Consider the following 18538-nt stretch of genomic DNA (forward strand, 5'->3'; position numbering starts at 1 on the left):
GGACGCGCGAATGACAACAGCGCAGGCCGTTCATCGTGCTACAGGCCCCGCATACGGGCGCCATCGGCATCAAACAGCGGCGTGGTAATCAGCCGGGCCGCATGTGTCTTGCCGAGGATTTCGATCTCGACCTCCAATCCGTCCTGCGCCCGATCCGTGGGAACAAAGCCCAGCGCGATGGATTTCTGCGCGTGGTGGCTGTAGCCCCCGGAGGTGCAGAACCCGACCACCGCGCCATCCAGCCAGATCGGCTCATAGGCGACCACATCGGCATCATCGGCATCCACTTCAAAGGCGCAAAGGGTGCGTTTCGGTCCCGTGTCGCGTTCGGCTTCAGCAGCGGAACGGCCAATGAAATCAACGGGTTTCTTGAAGGAGATAAAGCGGTCCAGCCCGGTTTCCGCCGCCGTGTAATCGGGCGAGAACTCCGACAGCCAGGAGCCAAAGAACTTGTCCAGACGCAGGCTCATCATCGCGCGCATGCCAAAGGGCTTCATGCCGTGGCTTTGCCCCTCCGCCCAGAGCGTTGACCACAGGGCGCGTTGGCTGGCGAGGTCGCAATAGATCTCATAGCCGAGATCGCCGGTGTAGCTGACGCGCTGCACCACACAGTCCACCATGCCGATCGTCATCCGACGCACATCGAGGAACTTCAGGTCGGTGGCATCGCGGGTGACAGCCGCCAGCACCTCCCGTGCGCGCGGTCCCGCAATCTGGAAGCCGTTGACCTGATCGGAGACGTTGTCGATGGTGACGCCCTCGTCCAGATTCTGCAGGAACCAGCGCATGTGATAGGCCTGCGCGCCGTAGGAGGCGGTCAGCTGGAAGTCATCCTCTGCCAGGCAGGAGATGGTGAAATCTCCGATCAACCGTCCCTTGGGCGACAGCATTGGGGTCAGGCTGAGACGTCCCTGCTGTGGCACGCGTCCGGCCATGATGCGATCCAGCCAGGCGCGGGCACCCGCGCCTCGGACACGGTATTTGCCGAAGTTGTGGATTTCATTGATGCCAACGGCTTCGCGCACGGTCTTCACCTCGCGCGCGGTGGCGTCAAAGGCATTGGAGCGGCGGAAGGACGGGGTCTCGTATCGCGCTTCTCCTTCGGCGGCAAAGTAGTTCGGGATTTCCATGCCGTAGTAGTGGCCCCAGACCGCGCCCAGCCCGTCAAAGATGTCATACATCGGCGTGGTGCGGAAGGGGCGCGCGGCGGGCAGCTCCTCGTTCGGATAAGCGATGGAGAAGCGTTTCTGATAGTTCTCGATCACCTTGGGGCGGGTGTAGCCCGGGGTGATCCAGTCGCCATAGCGGGCCACGTCCATCGCGGCGGTGTCGCGCTCGCATTCGCCCTCGACCATCCATTGCGCCAGCATCAGCCCGACTCCGCCGCCCTGGCTGAAGCCCGCCATGACCGCGCAGGCGGACCAGTAGTTGCGCACGCCCGGCACGGGGCCGACCAGCGGGTTGCCATCGGGGGCAAAGGTGAAGGGGCCGTGGATCACCGATTTCACCCCCGCCTCGGCCAGCGCCGGGAAGCGTTTGTAGGCGAAATCAATGCTGTCTTCGATCTTGTCAAAGTCGTCGGGCAACAGTTCGTGGCCGAAATTCCACGGTGTGCCGTCGACGGCCCAGGGGCGGCAGGGCTGTTCGTAAAAGCCGATGCAGAGGCCGCGGCCCTCCTGCCGCAGATAGCTTTCACCCGCCGGGTCCATCACATGCGGGTGCTCGCCGCCGCCGTCGATGATCTCTGCGATCATCGGCACTTCGTCAGTGACGATATACTGGTGCTCCATCGGGTGCAGCGGGAAGTAGATGCCGGCCATGGCGCCAACCTCGCGGGCCCAGAGGCCGCCCGCATTGACGATATGCTCGGCGTGGATCGTGCCCTTTTCGGTGACCACGTCCCAGCTGCCGTCCGGGCGCTGGTTGGTTTCGATCACCTTGCAATGGGTTTCGATGGTGGCGCCGCCCATACGCGCGGCCTTGGCATAGGCATGGGTGGTGCCAGAGGGATCGAGGTGCCCGTCCAGCGGATCATAGAGGCCGCCGATAATGCCTGCCGTATTGGTGACAGGCGCGATTTTTGCGATTTCCTCGGGGCTTACGATCTCTGTCTCAAGCCCCATAAAGCGATGCTTGGCGCGCTCCGCCTTGAGCATATCGAAGCGTTCCTTGTTGTCCGCAAGGGTGACGCCGCCGACGTGGTGCAAGCCACAGGACATGCCGGTGATCTCTTCCAGCTCCTTGTAGAGCTTGATGGTATAGCCCTGCAGCGCCGCCATATTGGTGTCGCCGTTCAGGGTGTGGAATCCCCCGGCGGCGTGCCAGGTGGACCCGGAGGTGAGTTCGGACCGTTCAATCAGCATCACGTCGGACCAGCCGAGCTTGGTCAGGTGATAGAGGACGGAGCAGCCTACGACGCCGCCGCCGATCACGGCCACACGAGTGGTGGTTTTCATGGGGTCTGTCTCCCTGTCAGGATCGCGTTTCCCATCATTCTGGACACTTCTGCCCAGTAGTCCAGTCAAAATGCGACAGCAGATGTCGGAGGCAAGCGGATCGGGGAGGCTCCCGCCCAAAGGCCCTGCCGCTGTTGCGCCAGGTCTTCGGTTGGGCCCAGCGCCGCGCGCGCCCCGCAGGGGCGCGCGCGGCGCTGGTCGCTTCGGGCAAAGCCCGAAGCGAAACACCTCATTTTTCAAGGGATCAGCGGACGCGGGCCTAAATGTCCAGGGGACGGATCTTCAGCCCTGTCACCCGGTTGCCTTCGCGGGCGGTCACTTCAAAGCGGAACCCGTGGAAAGAGAAGACCTGGCCAACGGTCGGAATCATCTGTGCCTCGTGGATGACCAGCCCGGCGACCGTATTGGCCTCGTCATCCGGCAGCGACCATTCCATCGCGCGATTGAGATCGCGGATGGTCGTCGCGCCTTCCACCATGTAGTTGCCGTCGCCGGTCTTGTGGGCAAAGCTCTCTTCCGCCGGATCAAACTCATCGGTGATTTCGCCAACGATCTCTTCGAGGATATCCTCGAGTGTGATCAGCCCCTGAAGGGAGCCGTATTCATCCACCACCAGCGCAAAATGCGTCCGCATGCGCAGGAACTGGCGCATCTGATCGTCCAGCGTCGTGGTTTCGGGAATGAAATAGGGCGGCTTGCTGACCTCGGTGATCCGGAAGTCGCGCAGCGCAGAGGCATCGCCATCGGGACCGCCGATCTTGGCATACATCTTGCGCAGCAGGTCCTTGGCATGCACCACGCCGATAATATTCTCCTGGTCGTCCTGGTAGAGCGGCAGGCGCGTGTGCGAAGACGTCAGACATTGCTCCAGGATGGCTTCGGGGTCGGCGCTGGCATCGATCATCTCGATCTTGGACCGGTGCAGCATGATCTCTTCGACAAACCGGTCCGAGAGATCGAGTGCGCCGAGGATGCGGTCCCGGTCCTCTTTTTCGACCACCCCTTCGGAATGGCCGATCTGAAGCGCGCCGACGATCTCTTCGCGGACCGCCATGATGTGGCTGTCCGGGTCGATCTTTACGCCGAACAACCGCAACACACCGCGCACCAGCAGCCGCACCGCGCCGACGACGGGCGCAAGGAAGGTCACCAGCGTTCCGATCACCGGGGCGACGGCGGCGGCGGCTTTCTCCGAGTTGGTAATCGCATAGGTCTTGGGCAGGACTTCGGCAAAGATCAGCACCAGCAGCGTCATCACCAATGTGGCAAGCGCAACACCGCTTTCGCCAAAGAGGCGGGTAAAGAGTGCGGTCGCCAGCGATGCAGCGAGGATGTTGACGAGGTTGTTGCCCAGCAGGACCGATCCGATCAGCCGTTCGTTGTCCTCGGTGATTTGCAGCGCCCGCTCCGCCCCGCGCGAGCCCTTGTCGGCCTGGCTGCGCAGTTTTCCGCGCGAGGCGGCGGTCAGCGCGGTTTCAGAGCCGGAAAAGAACCCGGAAAGAACCAGCAGCATCACGATGCCGCCGGCGGTGATCCAGAAAGAGCTGTCGAGCATGGAGGTTGTGCTGTCCATTGGGGGTCCTGAAGATCCTTCGATTTCTCATGGTTATGGGGGCTGGAGGACGCCGGATCAAGGCTTGTCGGGGCGCAATCTCCGGCGGGTGGCGTGCGGGTTCCGACGCTCTGACACAGTCGCACTGTCCGGCGGCTCAGGTGGGGAGGTCAGTCCTCCTCCGGGGGCTGCTGCGCCAGCGGGTGATGCTGGTGCACCAGCTCGGCCAGGCGGGCATCGAGGACATGGGTGTAGATCTCGGTGGTGGCGATATCCGCATGTCCCAGCAGCGCCTGGATCGCGCGCAGATCGGCGCCGTTTTCCAGCAGATGAGTGGCAAAGGCATGGCGCAGCGTGTGCGGTGTGACCTTGTCGGGGGAGACCCCGCCGGCGACCGCCAGTTCCTTGATCAGCAGGTAGAACCGGTGACGGGTCAGATGCCCCTCCTTGCTGCGGGAGGGAAACAGGAAGCGAGAGGGTTTGTGCCCCTGTGTCGCGCGGTGCTCCTCATGCGCATCACGGCTTGTGAGCCACTCTGACAGGGCGGCGCGGGCAGGTGGGGACAACGGCACCATCCGTTCCTTGCCGCCCTTGCCCAGGATCAGCAGCAGATTGGGATCTCCGCGCGCGGCGGAGACCGGCAGCGACACCAGTTCGCTCACCCGCATCCCGGTCGCATAGAGAAGCTCCATCAGGCAGGTGTTGCGCTGTCGATCAATCTCGCGCCGGCCGCTGTTGCGGGCGGCCTCCAGCAGGCGGTCGACTTCGGCGATGTCCAATGTCTTGGGCAGCGATTTGGCCCGTCCCGGTCCCTTGATCTGAAGCGCGGGATTGTCGTCGCGCCAGCCTTCCTCAAAGGCAAACCGGTATATCTGCTTGATTGCCGACAGGCGTCGGGCGCGGGTCGCGCGGCTCAGCCCCTCGGCATCGCAGGAGATCAGGTAGGCCTCGACGTCGCTCTGCTGAACCTTGGCAAAGCTCAGTTGCCTGACCGCCATCCATTGCACCAGATCGCGCAGATCGCGCCCATAAGCGAGCAAGGTATTGCGCGCCGCGCCCAGCTCTGCGGCCTGGGCATCGAGAAAGGTCGAGATCCACTGAAGGTCCTGATCCGGTGCGCGCATGAGCGGTCGATGCCTCCTCTAGCCGCGCGGCAGCAGCAACAGTTGCAGCGCCGCCCGGCGGGCCGTGTCCTCAAGCCCCATCTGGCGAAACGCGGTGAGCGACAGCACCGTCGCCTCCAGGTTGCCATCCGCGGCATGGGCAAAGCTTTTCATGGTCACCAGGATCGACTCGCCGAGGCGCCCCTGATCCAGCAGCAGCTTCTGCGCGGCTGGCAGCGGGGCCCCCGGGGCAAAGCCACGGGCAATGGCCTTTTCCAGCGCGCTGCTGGCCAGATCCGCATCCGGTTGGCCCTGCGCGAGCGAGGCGAGAAAGCGGCTCTGGCGGCTGCTGTCCGGCGGTGTGGCGGCAGCGCTCTCATATTCCGAGGACAGCAGTCGCAACCGCCAGGCGATGCGCGCCGCCTTGCCGTCCAGCGCCACCGGCGCCAGTCGTGGTGCAAACAGATCCGCCAGGGCAATTTCGAGCCCCGCCTCACGCGCTGCGGTCCACAGGGCGGGCAGGGTCTTCTGGATCGCCTCTGCACTGCCGGTGGCGAGCGCGGTGTCAAACCGCTGCACCGCCGCCACCCGGTCCCAGATCCCGCCAGAGGCCGCCGGTTGCCGTTCGGTGAACAGACCCAGCAGCTGGTTCGGGTTCATGGCCCGGCTTCGGGTCAGGCGTTCCGCGGCCTCAAGCTGCGCTTTCCAGCCGGTGATGTCGCGCAGATCGGCGCTGGCAAAGGCACGCGGCAGGGCGCGGGTTGGCATCGGCTCGCCGATGGCCTCGAACATGCGAAATTCCAGCGGCGAGGGGGCAGAGGGCGTCGGCAGGGGCGGCATGCCCTCATAGAGATCCGGATTGAGGAACCGGTCCAGAAGCGCCATCTGATCGCCATCCAGCAGGTCCAGCGCATGCGCCGTTTCCATCATCAGGGCCGCCGTGGGCCAGTCGCCGCGCCGGGCGGCACAAAAGATGCGGGCGGTGTAGTCCTGCTTCAGGTAGGGATCGGCTGTGAGGGCTGCGCAGCTGCGGTCCTCGTCGCCATTCAGCAGCGTCGCGTCGAACCAGCGCTCAAACCGCGCCGCCGTCGCAGTGGGGCCGGCCTCCTGGACCAGCGCCTGGGCCGGGTCAGTGGCGCCGATTTCGGTCAGCCGGTCGAGACGGGCCAGCAGCACCTGATCCGCGTCGCGAAACGGCGGGCGCGCCTCGCTCAGGAGGAGGGTCATCAGCAGCGACTGCATCGCTGGCAGGCCGGAGACCGGGACCTCGCGGATCAAATCCGACACCCGGTCCGGCGGGCTGCCCTGCCACAGGGTGATCGGCAGGCCCGTGCGCACATGCGACACCAATCCCACCGGCGGCAGCAGCCGCTCCAGCGGAGTCACGGTGATTTCCGGCCCGTTGGCGCTTTGTGCGACCGGGGGTTCAAGCAGCAATGTGTCGGGAATATTGGCCACTGGCGGTGCGGTCTTCAGCCAGTCGATCGCGGCCAGCGGGTCGCGGGCCAGACCGGACGTGGCTGTCAGCAAAAGACCGCCGAGGGCCAGGGCAGCAATCCTAGTCGGCATTAAGCACCACGGGCTTGCGCACTTCCTCGGACGGGGCCGAGAAATCCGCGCCGAACCAGGGGCCGACATAGGCATAGCCGACCAATGCGATCGCCGCCAGTAGAATGAGGAAAGCCAAGTATTTTGCCAAACGTGCCATGGGGGTCCCGGTGCCTGCTTCTTTGCCTGTTTTGCGAGTTTTATATATGGCCTTTTCGGCAATATCACGTCATTCACGGAAGAATGAGCGAAAAAGACCAAATCACCGATGCGACGGCAGAAAGTCGCGTGCCGGGAAAGCTGAAGAAGACCATCGTGCTGGTGGGCATGATGGGGGCGGGCAAGACAGCTGTCGGGCGCGCGCTGGCCGCCCGGCTGGACGTGCCGTTTCTGGATAGCGACCACGAGATCGAGACGGCGGCGAACATGTCGATCCCCGAGATCTTTGCCCGCGATGGCGAGCCCTTCTTTCGCGAGAAGGAACACCAGGTGATCTGCCGACTGCTTCAGGAGGAATGTGGCGTGCTGTCCACCGGTGGCGGCGCCTTTCTGGCAGAGCGCAACCGCGCCGTGATGAGCGCGGCGGGCGTGTCTGTCTGCTTGCAGGCCGATCTCGAGGTGCTGTGGAAACGGGTCAGGGGGCGCGATACACGGCCGCTGTTGCGGTCCGCCGATCCCTACAAGACCCTGTCCGACCTCTATCACGCGCGGGTTCCGGTCTACGCACAGGCCGATCTGACCGTGCATTCCGATGGTCAGGTCTCGATCGATAATATGGTGGACCGGGTGCTGCAGGCACTGCGGAGCCGGCCGGATGTACTGGAGTTTGAGTGATGGAACAGACCGTTCATGTGCCGCTGGGGGACCGGGCCTATGATGTGGTGATCGGCCCGGGGCTGATTGCCGAGGCCGGCAAGCGCATTTCCCCCTTGCTGACCCGCTCCAGGGTGGCGGTGCTCACGGATGAGACCGTTGCCGCGCTGCACCTGGACAGTTTGCGGGCCGGGCTGGCCGCCGAGGGGATCGAAATGGACGCCCTGGCACTGCCGCCGGGCGAGGCCACCAAGGGCTGGCCGCAGTTCACCCGCGCGGTGGAATGGCTGCTGGAACAGAAGGTGGAGCGCGGTGATATCGTGATCGCCTTTGGCGGCGGGGTGATCGGGGATCTGGCCGGATTTGCCGCGGCGGTCCTGCGCCGGGGTGTGCGATTCGTGCAGATCCCGACCTCGCTGCTGGCGCAGGTGGACAGTTCGGTGGGCGGCAAGACCGGCATCAACGCGCCCCAGGGCAAGAACCTGATCGGCGCCTTTCACCAACCGGCGATGGTGCTGGCCGATACCTCGGTTCTGGACACCCTGAGCGCGCGGGATTTCCTCGCCGGTTATGGCGAGGTGGTGAAATACGGCCTGTTGGGGGATGCGGCATTCTTTGACTGGCTCGAAGCCAACGCGCCTGCGATGGCGGCGGGCGACATGGCGCTGCGGGTCGAGGCGGTGGCCCGGTCGGTCCAGATGAAGGCCGACATCGTGGTGCGCGACGAGACCGAGCAGGGGGATCGCGCGCTGCTGAACCTCGGCCATACCTTCTGCCACGCGCTGGAGGCGGCGACCGGCTACAGCGACCGGCTGATGCATGGTGAAGGCGTGGCGATCGGTTGCGCGCTGGCCTTTGAGCTGTCGGCGCAGCTCGGCCTGTGCAGCCAGGAAGACCCAAGCCGCGTGCGCGCCCATCTCAAGACGATGGGGATGAAGACCGATCTGGCGGATATTCCCGGCGATCTGCCCCCGGCTGCGGATCTCGTGGCGCTGATGGGGCAGGACAAAAAGGTGGTGGACGGCCAGCTCCGGTTCATTCTGGCCCGTGGCATCGGCGCGGCCTTCGTTACGGCAGATGTGCCGCAGGACAAGGTTCTGGCGGTGCTGGAAGAGGCGTTGCGCCAGCGCGCCTGAGGCGGCGCGGAACGTGCCCCTGTACCGATCAAGAATGAGATAGAAAAACACCCGGCGCGGACAGCACCGGGTGTTTTCTTGTGCGAATTGGTCCGGGCCGGGGCCTCAGAACGGGATTTCGTCGTCGTCGATGTTCTGCGAGGGGCCACCGCCGCCAAAGCCACCGCCCTGGTTGCCACCGCCGCCGCCGTAGCTGCCGCCACCACCATAGCCGCCACCGCCGCCGCCGTAGTCACCGCCGCCACCTTGGCCTCCGCCGTAGCCGCCGCCACCACCGCCGCCTTCACCGCGTCCGTCGAGCATGGTCAGCGTGCCGCCGATGCCCTGCAAGACCACCTCGGTCGAATACCGGTCCTGACCATTCTGGTCCTGCCATTTGCGGGTCTGCAGCTGGCCTTCGACAAAGACCTTGGAGCCCTTGCGCAGATATTGTTCGCACACGCGGACCAGACCTTCGCTGAAGATCGCGACAGAGTGCCATTCGGTCTTTTCACGACGCTCGCCGGTGTTGCGGTCTTTCCAGGTCTCAGAGGTTGCGATGCGCAGGTTGCACACCTTGCCGCCATTCTGGAAGCTGCGCACTTCCGGGTCGCGGCCCAGGTTGCCGATGAGCATTACTTTGTTCAGGGATCCGGCCATGTGGGTCCTGTCCTTTGTGTCTTTGTCTTGTTCTGTATCGTGTCAGATCTACAGCGGTCGCGGCGGGCCGCCGGGACAGGAGGTCGAATCCCGTCCGTTGCCTGACCGTTACAGTAGCGACCCTGACCGGGTGATGAAAGAGCGGCGGGCCACCTCCGGCGTGTGGAGACGGCGTAAAAACGACCTCCACGCCAGATAGATGTGGATATCTTCCATTTGCGGTAAACTCGTTTATAGTGCGCTCAGCCGAAAAATCAGATGTGCTGCCCATTCGATGCGACGCTTTGCTATTGCTACTCTTATCCTGTCCGTCTGCACCAGCCCTGCGGCGGCGGCGGACCTGTTTCAGAACAAGTCCAAACGCAAGGTCTTTGCCGCCCAGACAAAGTTCCTCGACACGCGGGGGGCCACGCAATATCGCGGGTCGGCGCGGTTGAAGCCCGACAGCCTCAAGGATGATATCCTGCCGATCTACAACGGCAACTATCGCGGGGAATACCTCGAGGTGGCGCGCAGCGCTGCCCGGGCCCATGGGGTGCCCGAAGACCTGTTCCTGCGACTGGTTCAGCAGGAGAGCAACTGGAACCCGGCGGCGCAGTCGCACAAGGGCGCGCTGGGGCTGGCGCAGCTGATGCCACAGACGGCCCGTATCCTTGGCGTTGACCCGATGGTGCCGGCAGAAAACCTGCGCGGGGGGGCCAAATACCTGGCCCAGCAATACCGCAAATTCGGCTCCTGGCGGCTGGCCTTGGCCGCCTATAACGCCGGCCCGGATGCGGTCAGCCGTTACGGCGGCGTGCCGCCCTACAAGGAAACCCAGACCTACGTGCGCAAGATCCTCGGCAGCTGAGGGCTGACCCTGAGCCGGATCTTGCCAGTTTGCCCGACGGCGCGGCGTGTTTCCGCCGGCGTTAACCATTTGCCTCTGCGCTATCGTTAACCGGTCATTAATCCGCCTTAATCGGAGGTAAATTTCGCCCTCAACACGGAGGGAAGACTGGTGAGTGGGAAAACATTTCAAGGACAGGTGACACGCCTCGGTTGGGAAGCCGGTGCGAAACCCCGGCCAGAGCTGGTGGATCTGATCCTGGATCAACATGGACGCGGACAACGGCGCGAGATCGGCCCGACAGTAATGGGGGTGGCCTTTGGCGCTGTGGTGGGCCTGCTGTTGAAAGCGCTGGTGCTGGAAACTGCCCTTGGCGGGGCGCAGGGCGGCTGGGTGGCTGTCACGCTCACGGCCGCTGGCGTGCTCGGCCTTGCCAGCGCCGTCGGGCTTGCGGCCTGGGCCGTGCTGCGCGCGGGCAAGCGTCCGGTGTTGTTGCAATTTGCCTCGATCAACCTGCTGACGCTGGGGATCGTCGCCGTGGCCTGATCCTGGCCACACCAAAGAATACCCGCGGGTGGGACTGTGGGAGGGAGAAAGGGCGCGTTCCGCAAGGGATGCGTCCTTTCTGCATCTGGATTCTCGGGAACCGCTGCGCTAGGTCGAACCGCAAGTCCAAGGAGGGTTTCATGTCCGTGCTTTTGCGTTTGGTCGCCTGCGCTGCCCTGGCCGCAACGCCTGTCTGCGCCGAGGAGTTTGCGACGCCGGAGGCGCTGGGGCAGGCCCTGTTTTTTGAAACCGACCTCTCTGCCAACCGCAGCCAGTCCTGCGCCAGCTGTCATGATCCGGAGGCGGGATTCGCCGATCCCCGGCGCGACGCGGCGGGGGCGTTCTCACGCGGGGACGACGGGCAGTCTCTGGGCGCACGGCACGCGCCGACGGCAAGCTATGCGATGCTGTCGCCTGCCTTTCACCAGAATGAAGCCGGCGATTGGGTCGGCGGTCAATTCTGGGATGGCCGTGCGGGGGATCTTGCGGCACAGGCCGGCGGTCCGATCCTCAATCCGATCGAGCTGGGGCTGAAAACAGAGGCGGAGGCGGTCGCGCGCCTGGCCGAAACCCCGGCCTATGTGACCGCATTTCGCGACCTCTATGACGTTGATATTACAGACCCTTCACAGACCGAGGCAGGTTATGATGCGCTCACCCTGGCGCTGGCGCGGTTTGAACAGACCGAGGTCTTTCGGCCCTTCGACAGCAAATATGACCGCTATCTGCGCGGCGAGGCCGAACTGACAAAGATGGAGGAACTGGGGCGGCTCCTGTTCTTTTCGCAACAGTTCACCAACTGCAACCAGTGTCATCAGTTGCGCCGCAGTGCGATGGACCCGGCCGAGCCCTTTACCGATTTCAAGTACCACAATATCGGCGTGCCGGCGAATTTGCCGGGCCGGCAGGAAAACGGGGTTGCGGCGGAGTGGGTCGACAACGGCCTGCTGGACAACCCCCTGGTCGACGATCCGCACCAGCGCGGCAAGTTCAAGACACCGACCCTGCGCAATGTGGCGGTGACTGGCCCCTATATGCACAATGGCGTCTTCCAGGATCTGCGCACCGTGGTGACCTTCTACAACCGCTACAACAGCAAGGCGGATGTGGCGCAGATCAACCCGGAGACCGGCGCATCCTGGGGGACGATCCCGGTGCCGGACACCCTGTCGACGACAGAGCTGACCCATGGGCCGGCGCTGGACGAACGCCGGATTGATGCGCTGGTGGCCTTTCTGAAAACGCTGACCGATGCGCGCTACGAACCGCTTCTGAGCGAGTAACGGGTAACCTTTGCGGCGATGCTGCGTTAAATTCCAAGAAAAAGACACAAATTCGAACCAAGCGCTTTACCGCTGATTCACTTCTCTCCAGCAGGTTCGGCCTCATCGTTACAGAAGGGCGAACATCACATGCTGGTAGAAAACAGCCAAACTCCCGATGCCTTGGCTGAGGCATTTGCAACCGTCGACGGTCTCATGGCCACGGGTAAATTTGCGCGCTCCCTCAGCGTGATGCTGCCCTATGTCCAAGCGGGCGAGCTGGACATCGGCCTGCTTGAGCGGACCGCCGACTGCTTTTTCGAAATGCGCGATTATCCCAATGCCATCAAGGTGATGCGCCACATCACCGAAGCCGCGCCAGAGGATGCCGCGGGCTGGGGCAAGCTGGGGCTGATGCTGCAGACCAATGGAGATCTGGCCAGCGCCGCGCATGCCTTTGAAGAAGTGCTGCGACTGGACCCCAATTCGATCCCGGCGTTGACCGCGCTCAACGGGATCGAGACATTCGGCGTCGACAGCATCTACGCCCAGCGTCTGCTGTCGCTGTCCGAGCGCACCAACCTGGATACGCGCCACCGGGCGCTGGTTCATCACGCGCTGGCGCAGATCGCCCATGCGGCGGGTGAGACCGACGTCGCCTACACCCTGTTCCAATCCTCCCGCCAGGAGGTCGCAGGCGCCTTTGCCCCGGCGATCTTTGACGAGATGGTTGCAGAGCAGGAAGCCCTGTTCGAACCGCGTCCGGCCTCCGAGGATGCCACCCTCCTGCCCAAGATCGTCTTTGTCGGCGGCATGCCCATGGCCGGCACCGGTCTGGTGGAACGGATCCTGGCCAAACACCCCGGCGTGTTCAGCGTTGGCGAAAACACGGCGCTGTCGCGCACCCACGGTGCGATCCGCATGCATCTGGCCAAAACCGACCGTCCCTGCAACTACTGGGACTGGATGGACCAGCTGACGGCGGAAGAGGTCGATATTTTCCGCCAGTACTATCTGGAGCGTGCCCTGGGCGGGCAGGTTGCGGGCGGCAAGACGATCGTGGATGCCCATCCGCTCGGCTGCCTGGAGTTCGCGCTTGCGCAATTCCTGTTCCCCGAGGCGAAGTTTGTCTTCCTGTCGCGCCATCCGCTGGATACGGCGCTGGCAAATGTCGCCTCCAATGTGCTGAACGGCAACGCGCTGGCGTCGCGCCCGGAATGGATCGCCAAGGTCACGCGCACGGTCTACTCCTCGGCGACCAACTATGCCGCGACGCTGGGCGATGCGATGCGCCTGCAATCCTACGAGGCGCTGGTGCAGCGTCCCGAAACCGAAATCGCGCTGCTGCTGGATCATGCAGGGCTGGATTTCCACGTGGATTGTCTGACGCCCAACGCGCTGTGTAACCTGGATGCGATTTCCGGGATGCTGGGACAGGAAGAGTTGACGCCGGACACCCAAGGCCAGTGGCAGGCCTATGAAGAACAGCTGAAGCCGGTCTATGACGCCCTGGGCGGCGCCCGCTGGGTCGAGGCCTGGGAGGCGTTCGACGCAGCCCTGCGCTGAATATGCGTACCGTGACCGCTTGCAAGAGCGGGCACGTACATCGGCACAGATCCCGCCCGGCTATAAGGGTGCGATGCTGATCCAACGTTCTGCCCCTCGTCCCTAGGGGGGCAGAGACGGTTGGCGGTTGTGCCCGTTACACAAACAAAACGGCTCCACCCAACGCAGGGTGGAGCCGTTTTCTGTGCTGTCCGACGCGCGGGGCCTGTCAGATCGGGCCGTTCAATGGGCCGAAGCGCCTAAGTCATTCAAACCGGGCCGTTTTCTCAGGTCTGCCGGGCCGTGCGGACCCGGGGCGGAGCCAGCTCCGGCCTGTGCCAAAGGCCGGATGGACCGGCCTAGAACAGCCCTATTCGGCGGCGATCTTGATCACCGGCTCCATGCGTTCGAGGATCTCTTCGCTCAGGTGGCACTTGATCTGGTGGCCCCCGTCGAGGGTCCGGATCGGTGGCACTTCCTTTTCGCACAAGCCCCCAGGGACCTCGGATTTCCAGCGGCAGCGGGTCTGGAAGGGGCAGCCGGACGGCGGGTTCATCGCCGAGGGAATGTCGCCCTCCAGCACGATGTGGGTCTTTTCCACCGAGGTGTCGGCGATCGGAACCGCCGACAAGAGCGCTTCGGTATAGGGGTGATAGGGCGGCGAGAACACCTGTTCGGTGTCCCCGAGTTCCACCACATGCCCGAGATACATCACCATCACCCGGTCCGACAGGTAACGCACGATCGACAGATCGTGGGAGATGAACAGAAGCGTGGTCTTCTCGTTGCGCTGGATCTCCATCAAGAGATCGGTCACCGCCGCCTGCACGGAGACGTCAAGCGCCGAAACCGGCTCGTCCGCGACCACGATCCGGGCCCCGCCAGCAAAGGCACGGGCAATGCCCACCCGCTGCTTCTGGCCACCGGACAGCTGTCGTGGCATGCGGTCGGCAAAGGCGCGCGGCAGTTTTACCAGATCCAGCAGTTCCAGCATGCGCTGCTTGCGTTCGGCGTCGTTCTTGCCGATGCCAAAGATATCCAGCGCGCGGATGATCTGACGCCCCACGGTCATCGACGGGTTGAGCGTGTCGAAGGGGTTCTGGAACACCATCTGCACATCGGCGATGGTGCCGGCGTCGCGCTGCTGGATCGGCACCTGTTCGATATTGCGGTTGTCCAGCAGGATCTCGCCCTCGGTGGCGGTCTCCAGCCCCATCAGCACCTTGGCAAAGGTCGACTTGCCACAGCCCGACTCGCCGACGATGGCAAGGGTTTCGGATTCGCGGGCTTCGAAACTCAGCGTCTCGTTGGCCTTCACCACCTTTTTGGTACCGCCACCGAACAGCGCATTGGCCGCGACCTCGTAGTATTTCTTGAGATTGTCCATCTTCAGGACAACGCGGCCGGGTTCATTTTTTTCCTTCTGCTCGCCCGCATTGATGGGAGCGTTCCAGTCGATCTCCTGGAATTTGAGGCAGCGGGTATGGTGACGGTCATTACCCGGCACCGGTTCCATCAGGATGTCACCGGAGTCACACCGCCCGGCTTCGAAATAATCGCAGCGCGGGCCGAAGTTGCAGCCCGGCGGGCGTTCATGGGGCAGGGGGAAGTTGCCGGGGATCGCCACCAGCGGGCGCGCGTTCTTGTCGGCGCCGGGCAGCGGGATCGAGCGGAACAGCGCCTGCGTGTAGGGGTGACGCATGTCGTCGAACACATCCTCGATCGAGCCACGCTCCACCGCCTCGCCGGAGTACATCACGCAGAGCCGGTCACAGGTTTCCAGCACCAGCCCGAGGTTGTGGGAGATGAACAGCATCGAGGTGCCGTATTTCTTGCCCAGATCCTTGACCAGCTCGACCACCGCGGCCTCCACCGTCACGTCGAGCGCGGTGGTGGGCTCATCCAGGATCAGCAGCGAGGGTTTCGACATCAGCGCCATGGCGATGACGATCCGTTGCTGCTGGCCGCCCGAGAGCTGGTGCGGATAGGAGTTCAGCATCCGCTTGGGGTCCGGCAGTTTCACGTCCGTCACCACCTCGAGGGCGCGCGCGTAGGCGTCTTTTTCGCTAAGCCCCTCGTGGATCATCGGCACTTCCATCAGCTGCTTGCCGATCTTCATCGCCGGGTTCAGCGAGGCCATCGGTTCCTGATAGATCATCGCGATCTCGTTGCCGCGCACATCGCGCAGCTCTTCCGTGCTCATTTCGGCCAGATCGCGGCCCTTGAACTTGATCGAGCCGCCGACAATGCGACCGTTCTTGCCCAGGTCCTGCATGACGCCCAGCGCCACGGTGGATTTGCCGCAGCCGGATTCCCCGACAAGGCCCACGGCCTCGCCGGGTTGCACCGCGACGGAGAAATCCATCACCGCCGGAATTTCGCGCAGGCGGGTGAAGAAGGAGATCGACAGCTTGTCGATTTCGAGAATCGGACCGTCGTAGTCTGCAAGTTTGCTCATCTTTGTCTCCCTGGTGGGCCGGGCGATATGGGATCGCTTCTTTTGGCCCTGAATATCTTGGGGGCCGGGGGCAGTGCCCCCGGCAAAGCTCACATCAGTCCTTGAGGCTCTCTTCGCGCAGGCCGTCGGCCAGCAGGTTGAGGCCCAGCACCAGGCTCATCAGCGCCACCGCGGGCGGCAGGGCCGGGTGCAGGTAGATCGACAACAGCTTGCGCCCGTCGTTGATCGTGGAGCCCCAATCCGGGCTTTCCGGCGGCAGGCCGAGGCCAAAGAAGCCGAGCGTCCCAAGCAGGATGGTGGTGTAGCCGATGCGCAGGCAGAAATCGACGATCAGCGGACCGCGCACGTTGGGCAGGATCTCCCACAGCATGATGTACCAGGGCCGCTCGCCGCGGGTCTGCGCCGCGGCCACGTAATCGCGGGTCTTGATGTCCAGCGCCAGGCCGCGAACGATGCGGAATACGGTGGGCGAGTTCACAAAGACCACCGACACGAACACCACCAGCACGCCGCCGGGAATGTCAAAGAAATCAAGCGGCCAGAAGTCGATCTTGGAGCCGCGCGCATTGATCAGCGACATGTAGAGCAGGAACATGGGCACCAGCACCAGCGCCAGCCACATGTAGTCCTTGTTGGGCTGGGTGCGGAACCGCGAGTGGATCAACACGCCGCAGAACACCATCGGAAAGGCAAAGAGCACGACAGCCATGAACTGTGGCAGGCCGGTGGCCACGATCTCCGGCGTCACCAGCAGATAGAACAGCAGGATAACCGGGAAGGCGAGGATGAGGTTGGCAAGGAACGACAGCACCGTATCCAGACGGCCACCGTAGTAGCCCGCCGGAAGCCCCAGGGTGATCCCCACCATAAAGGCAAAGAGCGTGGCCAGCGGCGCGTATTTCAGCACCTCCCAGGCGCCTTTGACCATGCGCGAGAACACGTCACGCGCGAGGTTGTCACCGCCCAGAAGATACCAGGCGTATTCGCCGTCTTCGGCCCCACGCAGCGGTGTGCCGGGAACCTTGTTCTTCATGCCGGAGACCTGTGCCAGCGGGTCATGCGTGGCGATCAGGTCGGCGGCGGCAAAGATGCCGGTGAACACCCAGAACATGACAAGGCCAAAGCCGATCATGCCGATGGGGCTGTCAAACAGTTTGCCATAGAGGCCGAGGCGACGCTTGAAGCTGATCGACAGGCCAAAGAGCACAACCAGCGCGACCCAGGTCGGCAGCAACTGGCGCGACATCGCGCCGACGATGCCGGCGCCGGTGTTCATCACCAGCCCCAGCAGGAGGTAGGCCAGCGACAGGGCGGCGACCGCAAGGAACGCAAAGCGCACGCCCAGGCTCGCCATCGCTTGCGGATTGCCCGCCAGCGTGACGGTGCCGTCCGCATTGGCCACCTGACGGGTGCCGGCGCTGAGGATGGACATCACCATCCAGATCACGATCGCCGCAGCCAGCAGCAGAAGCGCGATCTGGTAGATCGGGTTGAGAAAGGCAAGAGCGCCTGTCCAGGTCAAGGGATCCATGAAAAGCCTCCTGCCTTAAGAGATACGGATACGTGGGTTCAGGAAGATATAGCCGATATCGGAAATCAGCTGCGTCAACAGAACCACGACGACGGAGACAACGGAGACCGCAAGAAGCAGCTCGATGTCGTTGTTGCTGGCGGCCTCCACAAGCGCCCAGCCAAAGCCTTTGTAGTTGAACAGGCTTTCCACGATGACCACGCCGTTCAGGAGCCAGGGGAACTGGAGCATGATGACCGTGAAGGGGGCGATCAGCGCGTTGCGCAGGGCGTGTTTCAGAACGATGTTCGGAAAGCTGACCCCTTTGAGGCGCGCGGTGCGGATATATTGCGCGGTCATCACCTCTGTCATCGAGGCGCGCGTCATCCGCGCGATATAGCCCATGCCATAGAGCGCGATGGTCAGCACCGGCAGGAAGAAGTTCTCGAACGTCGGGTTCTCCATTGCCGCCGTTGCGGTGCCCTTGAACCATTTGAGCCCCACGGTGGAGGAGGCAAAGACCGCGATGAAGATCACGCCGGAGACATATTCGGGGGTGGCCGTGGTCATGATCGACAGGGTCGACAGCGACCGGTCGGTGGCCGATCCCTCGCGCATGCCGGCCAGGACGCCGATGATGAGTGCGGAGGGCACCATCAGGATCAGCACCCACATCATCAGGTAGCCGGTGTTGCCCAGACGGGTTTCGATGATTTCGCCGACCTCGGTCTTGAACCGGGTGGAATAGCCCCAGTCGCCCTGGATGATGCCACAATAGCGCGGCGCATCCGCCGCCACTTCGGGCGAGACGCCGCCATCCAGACAGCGGCCGGTCACCGTGCCGTCTTCGGTGCGGGTCCAGCCGGGCACAACCCCGAGCCACTGGCCGTATTTCACCGCGATGGGCTGGGCGTAGCCGTTCTTCTCAAGCCAACTGGCGACGGCCTCGTCCGACATGCGGAAGTTGCCCTCGGTCTTGGCGAGTTTTTCAAGGTTCGGATAGAGGTTGGTCAGAAAGAACACGATGAACGTCAGGCACAATGCCGTGATGATCATCACGCCCGAACGACGCAATATGAATAGTCCCATGTGATCCCCTGCAGACTGGCGGTCGGCTGGCCCTGATGTGGTCCGGAACTGG

The 18538-nt window shown here is 63.6% G+C and carries 15 protein-coding genes; 6 read left to right on the forward strand and 9 right to left on the reverse strand.

All coding sequences use genetic code 11. The features are described 5' to 3' along the window. Positions 1-38: 38 nt before the first annotated feature. From MHM88_RS00950 to MHM88_RS00970, 5 genes are all read right to left on the reverse strand, one after another. Positions 39-2456: an FAD-dependent oxidoreductase gene (locus tag MHM88_RS00950; RefSeq protein ID WP_239359126.1), complete on the reverse strand. Its 2418-nt coding sequence runs from the start codon at positions 2454-2456 to the stop codon at positions 39-41. A 259-nt stretch (positions 2457-2715) separates the two neighbouring features. Next, positions 2716-4029 carry an HlyC/CorC family transporter gene (locus tag MHM88_RS00955; protein WP_239321647.1) on the reverse strand — a complete coding sequence of 438 codons (1314 nt, stop codon included), beginning with the start codon at positions 4027-4029 and terminating at the stop codon, positions 2716-2718. Positions 4030-4178: 149 nt separating this feature from the next. Further along, positions 4179-5132, reverse strand: a complete 954-nt coding sequence (locus MHM88_RS00960; RefSeq protein WP_239359128.1) for a site-specific tyrosine recombinase XerD — start codon at positions 5130-5132, stop codon at positions 4179-4181. Between the two features lie 18 nt (positions 5133-5150). Next, complete coding sequence (locus MHM88_RS00965; RefSeq protein ID WP_239359129.1) at positions 5151-6680, reverse strand: hypothetical protein; 1530 nt, start codon at positions 6678-6680, stop codon at positions 5151-5153. Then, positions 6670-6819: a hypothetical protein gene (locus MHM88_RS00970; RefSeq protein ID WP_239321641.1), complete on the reverse strand. Its 150-nt coding sequence runs from the start codon at positions 6817-6819 to the stop codon at positions 6670-6672. Before MHM88_RS00970 ends, MHM88_RS00965 begins: the two co-directional genes overlap by 11 nt. Positions 6820-6902: 83 nt before the next feature. On the opposite strand from MHM88_RS00970, the gene MHM88_RS00975 reads away from it, so the two are divergent. Both MHM88_RS00975 and aroB read left to right on the forward strand, forming a co-directional pair. Next, positions 6903-7493, forward strand: a complete 591-nt coding sequence (locus MHM88_RS00975) for a shikimate kinase (protein WP_239359130.1) — start codon at positions 6903-6905, stop codon at positions 7491-7493. Next, positions 7493-8608, forward strand: coding sequence for a 3-dehydroquinate synthase (gene aroB, locus MHM88_RS00980; RefSeq protein ID WP_239359131.1), 1116 nt, complete (start codon positions 7493-7495; stop codon positions 8606-8608). The genes MHM88_RS00975 and aroB overlap by 1 nt, the downstream gene beginning before the upstream one ends. Positions 8609-8713: 105 nt before the next feature. Here the strand turns inward: aroB and ssb are convergent, their stop codons facing one another. After that, on the reverse strand, positions 8714-9247 hold the full coding sequence (ssb, locus tag MHM88_RS00985) for a single-stranded DNA-binding protein (RefSeq protein ID WP_239359132.1): 534 nt from the start codon (positions 9245-9247) through the stop codon (positions 8714-8716). Positions 9248-9521: 274 nt separating this feature from the next. On the opposite strand from ssb, the gene MHM88_RS00990 reads away from it, so the two are divergent. The 4 genes from MHM88_RS00990 (at position 9522) to MHM88_RS01005 (ending at position 13450) form a co-directional block, all read left to right on the forward strand. After that, positions 9522-10097 carry a lytic transglycosylase domain-containing protein gene (locus tag MHM88_RS00990; RefSeq protein WP_239321633.1) on the forward strand — a complete coding sequence of 192 codons (576 nt, stop codon included), beginning with the start codon at positions 9522-9524 and terminating at the stop codon, positions 10095-10097. Positions 10098-10247: 150 nt separating this feature from the next. Beyond that, entirely contained in the window at positions 10248-10622 is a 375-nt protein-coding gene (locus tag MHM88_RS00995; protein WP_239359133.1) for a hypothetical protein, read from the forward strand. 140 nt (positions 10623-10762) lie between these two features. Beyond that, positions 10763-11905, forward strand: coding sequence for a cytochrome-c peroxidase (locus tag MHM88_RS01000; protein WP_239359135.1), 1143 nt, complete (start codon positions 10763-10765; stop codon positions 11903-11905). A gap of 129 nt (positions 11906-12034) precedes the next feature. Then, complete coding sequence (locus MHM88_RS01005; protein ID WP_239321627.1) at positions 12035-13450, forward strand: sulfotransferase; 1416 nt, start codon at positions 12035-12037, stop codon at positions 13448-13450. 349 nt (positions 13451-13799) lie between these two features. On the opposite strand, the gene MHM88_RS01010 is transcribed toward MHM88_RS01005, so the two are convergent. The 3 genes from MHM88_RS01010 to MHM88_RS01020 form a co-directional block, all read right to left on the reverse strand. Beyond that, entirely contained in the window at positions 13800-15887 is a 2088-nt protein-coding gene (locus MHM88_RS01010) for an ABC transporter ATP-binding protein (protein WP_239359136.1), read from the reverse strand. Between the two features lie 94 nt (positions 15888-15981). Further along, entirely contained in the window at positions 15982-17418 is a 1437-nt protein-coding gene (locus tag MHM88_RS01015; RefSeq protein ID WP_239321623.1) for an ABC transporter permease, read from the reverse strand. Between the two features lie 15 nt (positions 17419-17433). Continuing rightward, a complete protein-coding gene (locus tag MHM88_RS01020; protein ID WP_239321621.1) occupies positions 17434-18486 on the reverse strand; it encodes an ABC transporter permease in 1053 nt (350 codons plus the stop codon). Between the last annotated feature and the right edge of the window lie 52 nt (positions 18487-18538).

It is taken from the genome of Epibacterium sp. MM17-32 (assembly GCF_022348205.1).
Lineage (GTDB): Bacteria > Pseudomonadota > Alphaproteobacteria > Rhodobacterales > Rhodobacteraceae > Epibacterium.

Excerpts from the sequence above, each read along its gene's own strand:
- MHM88_RS01010 (WP_239359136.1), bottom strand. The coding sequence starts at position 15,887 with ATGAGCAAACTTGCAGACTACGACGGTCCGATTCTCGAAATCGACAAG.
- MHM88_RS00970 (WP_239321641.1), bottom strand. The coding sequence starts at position 6,819 with ATGGCACGTTTGGCAAAATACTTGGCTTTCCTCATTCTACTGGCGGCG.
- ssb (WP_239359132.1), bottom strand. The coding sequence starts at position 9,247 with ATGGCCGGATCCCTGAACAAAGTAATGCTCATCGGCAACCTGGGCCGC.
- MHM88_RS00990 (WP_239321633.1), top strand. The coding sequence starts at position 9,522 with ATGCGACGCTTTGCTATTGCTACTCTTATCCTGTCCGTCTGCACCAGC.
- MHM88_RS01005 (WP_239321627.1), top strand. The coding sequence starts at position 12,035 with ATGCTGGTAGAAAACAGCCAAACTCCCGATGCCTTGGCTGAGGCATTT.
- MHM88_RS00960 (WP_239359128.1), bottom strand. The coding sequence starts at position 5,132 with ATGCGCGCACCGGATCAGGACCTTCAGTGGATCTCGACCTTTCTCGAT.
- MHM88_RS00950 (WP_239359126.1), bottom strand. The coding sequence starts at position 2,456 with ATGAAAACCACCACTCGTGTGGCCGTGATCGGCGGCGGCGTCGTAGGC.
- aroB (WP_239359131.1), top strand. The coding sequence starts at position 7,493 with ATGGAACAGACCGTTCATGTGCCGCTGGGGGACCGGGCCTATGATGTG.
- MHM88_RS00965 (WP_239359129.1), bottom strand. The coding sequence starts at position 6,680 with ATGCCGACTAGGATTGCTGCCCTGGCCCTCGGCGGTCTTTTGCTGACA.
- MHM88_RS00975 (WP_239359130.1), top strand. The coding sequence starts at position 6,903 with ATGAGCGAAAAAGACCAAATCACCGATGCGACGGCAGAAAGTCGCGTG.
- MHM88_RS01015 (WP_239321623.1), bottom strand. The coding sequence starts at position 17,418 with ATGGATCCCTTGACCTGGACAGGCGCTCTTGCCTTTCTCAACCCGATC.
- MHM88_RS01000 (WP_239359135.1), top strand. The coding sequence starts at position 10,763 with ATGTCCGTGCTTTTGCGTTTGGTCGCCTGCGCTGCCCTGGCCGCAACG.
- MHM88_RS01020 (WP_239321621.1), bottom strand. The coding sequence starts at position 18,486 with ATGGGACTATTCATATTGCGTCGTTCGGGCGTGATGATCATCACGGCA.
- MHM88_RS00955 (WP_239321647.1), bottom strand. The coding sequence starts at position 4,029 with ATGGACAGCACAACCTCCATGCTCGACAGCTCTTTCTGGATCACCGCC.